Source organism: Streptomyces sp. NPDC054840, assembly GCF_053611065.1.
The window spans coordinates 1-3,619 of record NZ_JBSGZP010000720.1 but is presented as its reverse complement, the minus strand read 5'-3'; the positions used below and the strand labels follow the sequence as shown (position 1 = coordinate 3,619).

Sequence of the window (3,619 nt, the reverse complement as noted above, 5' to 3'; positions counted from 1 at the left end):
CCACCACAGCACCCCCGCCACCCATCAAGGCACCGGCCCGCAACTCCAACCCCGCCGGCGATTGAGGCGCGGGCCCGGGCGGAGCCCGGCACGGAGTCCGGCCCCGCCGCACACCACCGAGCCGCCCGCAGGGCACCCGGCCCGGCAGGGGCAAAGCCGCACACCGCCGAGCCCCCCGCAGGGGCTACACGTCCAGGTGGCCCGTGTCGTTCCAGCGTTCCAGCGCCGGCGCGCCGTACGCCCAGCCCAGGACCGAGAGGGAGGTGGGCTCCAGGCGGATGCGGGCGCCGAAGGAGGCTTCGAAGCCGAGCCAGCGGGCGGCCAGCGTGCGCAGGATGTGGCCGTGCGCGAAGACCAGGACGTCGCGTTCCGCCGCACGGGCCCACGCGACGACCTCGTCCGCCCGCGCCGCGACGTCCGCCACGGACTCGCCGCCCGGGACCCCGTCCCGCCAGATCAGCCAGCCCGGCCGCACGGCCTGGATCTCGGCCGGGGTCATGCCCTCGTACTCGCCGTAGTCCCACTCCATCAGCGCGTCCCACGGCTCGGCCCGCGCGCCGAAGCCCGCCAGGTCGCAGCTCTCGCTCGCGCGCACGAGCGGGCTGGTGCGGACCTCCACGCCCGGCAGTGCCCGCCACGGGGCACGTGCCAGCCGCTCGCCGAGCAGCTTCGCGCCCAGCCTGCCCTCCTCCAGCATCGGCACATCCGTGCGTCCGGTGTGCTTGCCGAGCTGGGACCACGCCGTCTGGCCGTGGCGGGCCAGCAGGATGCGGGGGGCCATGTGCATTCTCCCGGTCGAGTCGAGTTCGTCCATCATCCAACAACCGGACACCGGGGAACTGCCCGGCCCGTACCCCCGCCCCCCGCTCCGCCACCGCCACCACCACCGGTTTCCGCACTACGTCCCCGATTGTCAGTGGCGGATGGGACACTTCCGCGGGTGAGCTCCTACCCGCCCGGCAGCCCCGCGCAGCAGACGACTCTGCGGCAGCGGCTCGCCGGTCTGCGCGGCCCCGCCGTGCCGCCCCGTCCGCTCGACGCCCGGGCACTGGCGGCCCTCGCCGCCAATCCGGGCTGCGGCAGACGCGCCCTGCTCGACGGCGCGGGCGTGGACAAGACCGCCTTGGCCACGGCGCTCGGCTCCCCCGTCTCCTTCGGGCAGTCGCAGTTCGCCATAGTCCGCGGGAACTCCTTCGAGGCCAAGGTCAAGGGCGACGGCGGGACCGAGTTGCTGCGGCTGGTCCACGCGCACCTCGCGCCCGCCGCCGAGCCTCCCGGGCCCGGGGCCCGCGTCCCCGACCTGACCGCCGCCGGGCCCGAGGGCCGCGCCGCCCGGACCGCGCTCGCTCTGCGCGAGGCGACCGCCGCCGGCCGGGACACCGGGGCCTGGACCCTGCTGGACCACCCGATGCTGGCCCTGGAGGTGGCCGGCTCCCCCGCCTATCTGGAGCCCGACGCCGTCGTCGTCCATCCCGACGGCCTCTGGACCGTCGTGGAGATCAAGTCGTTCCCGATGATCGACGGCGCCGCCGACGCCGCGAAGGTGGGCGCCGCCGCCCGGCAGGCCGCCGTCTACGTGCTGGCCCTGGAGAAGACCGCGGGGAAACTGCCCGGCGCCGAGGTGGGGCACACCGTGCTGCTGGTCTGCCCGAAGGACTTCTCCAACCTGCCGACCGCCGCCCCCGTCGACATCCGCCGCGAGCGCTCCGTGACCCGCCGCCAGCTGGACCGGCTGACCCGCGTCGAGGAGCTGGCCGCCGCCCTGCCCGAGGGCCTCAGCTTCGACCCGGCGACCCGGACCGCCGAGGAACTCGTCGAGGCCGTGGCCGCGGTCGACGCCGCCTACGCCCCCGAGTGCCTGGCCGCCTGTGAGCTCGCCTTCCACTGCCGCGACCGGGCCCGCTCCGCCGACCAGGTCACCGCGCTGGGCCGGTCGGTCCGGGGTGAGCTGGGCGCGCTGACCACCGTCGAGGCCGCCCTCGCGGCGGCCGCCGGGGCAGGCTGCGCCGAGGATCCGACCGCCGCCGCGCTGCTGCACCGGGCCGCCCGGCTGCGCGCCGAGGCCCTGGAACTGGCCGCCGCCCGTCCGCCGCACCCCTCCCCGGAGACCCCCGCATGCCCCTGCTGAGCACCCTGGCCCGGCTGGAGGCCGTACGCGCGGGCCGCGCCCAGCCGCTCGCGACCGTGCGGCACCGCCACCTGAGCGAACGCCCGATGGTCTTCGTGCCGCTGACCACGGCCGGTGAGGCGGGTGCCCCGCTCGGCGCGATGGTGGGCACCGACCGGCACGAGCCGCGGGTGTTCGTGATACCGCAGCCGCGCGACCGTGACCGGCGCTGGGCCTTCCTCGCGGACCTGGCCGTGCAGGTGCTGGCCCACATCGACGCGTACGCGGACGCGGTGGAGCCGGCCGAACGCAGCGAGACCGACCCGGAGACGGGCAAGCGGGTCAAGGTCGAGACCGAGCTGTGCGTGGACGCGCCGCAGCTGATCGTGCCGAGCCGGGCGGGCGTCGAGTACGTACGGCTGCTGGGGCGTTCGATGCGCTTCCGGCGCACCGCGGAGGAGGATCCCGACAATCCGTATCCGGCGCCTTCGCAGGTGCCGATGCTCGGGCGCTGGTTCACGCACCTCGCCGAGCGCTCGCGGGTGCCCGGCTCCTCGATGCTGCTGTCGGCCACGGACCTGCTGTCCCGGCACTGGGCCACCGGCCAGAGCAACCTGGAGGACCAGCATCTGGGCGCGCTGCTGGCCTGGATCGACCCGCCGGAGGGCCGGTCGGGTGCCGAGGAGGCCCACCGGGCGGAGCTGGGCCGTGACCGGGACGGCCAACTGCTGTGCCCGCCGGCCGGTCCTGCCACCGACCCGGCCTTCGACAACAAGCTGCTGGCCCCGGCCATCGCCCGTTACGACGCCGCGCGCACGGACCTGGCGGCCGGACTCGGGGACGACGACCGTCACGTCCGGGCGGCCGAGCAGGAGGTGCGCCGGCTGGTCGGATCCCAGCTGTCCAGCACCTGGTGGAAGACCTGGGAGGCGATCGACCTGCTGCGCGCCCTGCCGCCGGGCGAGCGCGTGGAGGAGCGCTGGACGCGCGACCGCTGGTCCTACACCGGGCACCGGGACCGCGTACGGGCGGGCGAGCCGCCGCAGCCGCGCCGCGACGACGCGGTGACGGCGGCCCAGAAGCTGGCCACGCGGGAGACGGAGCAGGTGCGGCTCGACGCCCAGGAGGCCTTGGACGACCCGCTGGTGATGGCCGGCCGGCGGCTCGCGGGCGAGGCCTTCGCCGGTGAGGTCACCGAGGTGGTGATGGAGTGGACGGAGTCGAAGCGGCCGAGTCCGCGCCCGCTGGTGACGATGGTGACGGAGGACCGGCCGCAGCTCGCCGAAGAGGGCGGCGCGAAGGTGTTCCGTTCGCTGGACGGGCGCCCGCAGAGCGCGCAGGTCGTCCGGTTCGAGGAGGACGGGCGGGTGGTGCTGCGGCTCCTCGACAAGATGGGCCGCGGCCGGGACCCCGAGCCGGGGTCCGTCCCGGAGAAGGGTGACCGGCTGTGCTGGACGCTCTTCGAGCACGACGCGCGAGGCGGCCCGAAACTCCCGGAGCCCGAGCAGACCC

Annotated in this window: 3 protein-coding genes; 2 read left to right on the top strand and 1 reads right to left on the bottom strand. The window is 75.8% G+C overall.

What is annotated here, in order from left to right; all coding sequences use genetic code 11:
* Positions 1-184: 184 nt before the first annotated feature.
* Positions 185-781: a histidine phosphatase family protein gene (locus ACWGIU_RS32870; protein ID WP_453711764.1), complete on the bottom strand. Its 597-nt coding sequence runs from the start codon at positions 779-781 to the stop codon at positions 185-187.
* Between the two features lie 159 nt (positions 782-940).
* Here ACWGIU_RS32870 and ACWGIU_RS32865 point away from each other — a divergent pair, with 159 nt between their 5' ends.
* Both ACWGIU_RS32865 and ACWGIU_RS32860 read left to right on the top strand, forming a co-directional pair.
* Positions 941-2,128 (top strand): hypothetical protein, encoded by a 1,188-nt coding sequence (locus ACWGIU_RS32865; protein WP_453711763.1) that lies wholly within the window; start codon positions 941-943, stop codon positions 2,126-2,128.
* A partial coding sequence (locus ACWGIU_RS32860) for a hypothetical protein (RefSeq protein WP_453711762.1) occupies positions 2,116-3,619 on the top strand: 1,504 nt, incomplete at its 3' end. The genes ACWGIU_RS32865 and ACWGIU_RS32860, both read left to right, overlap by 13 nt.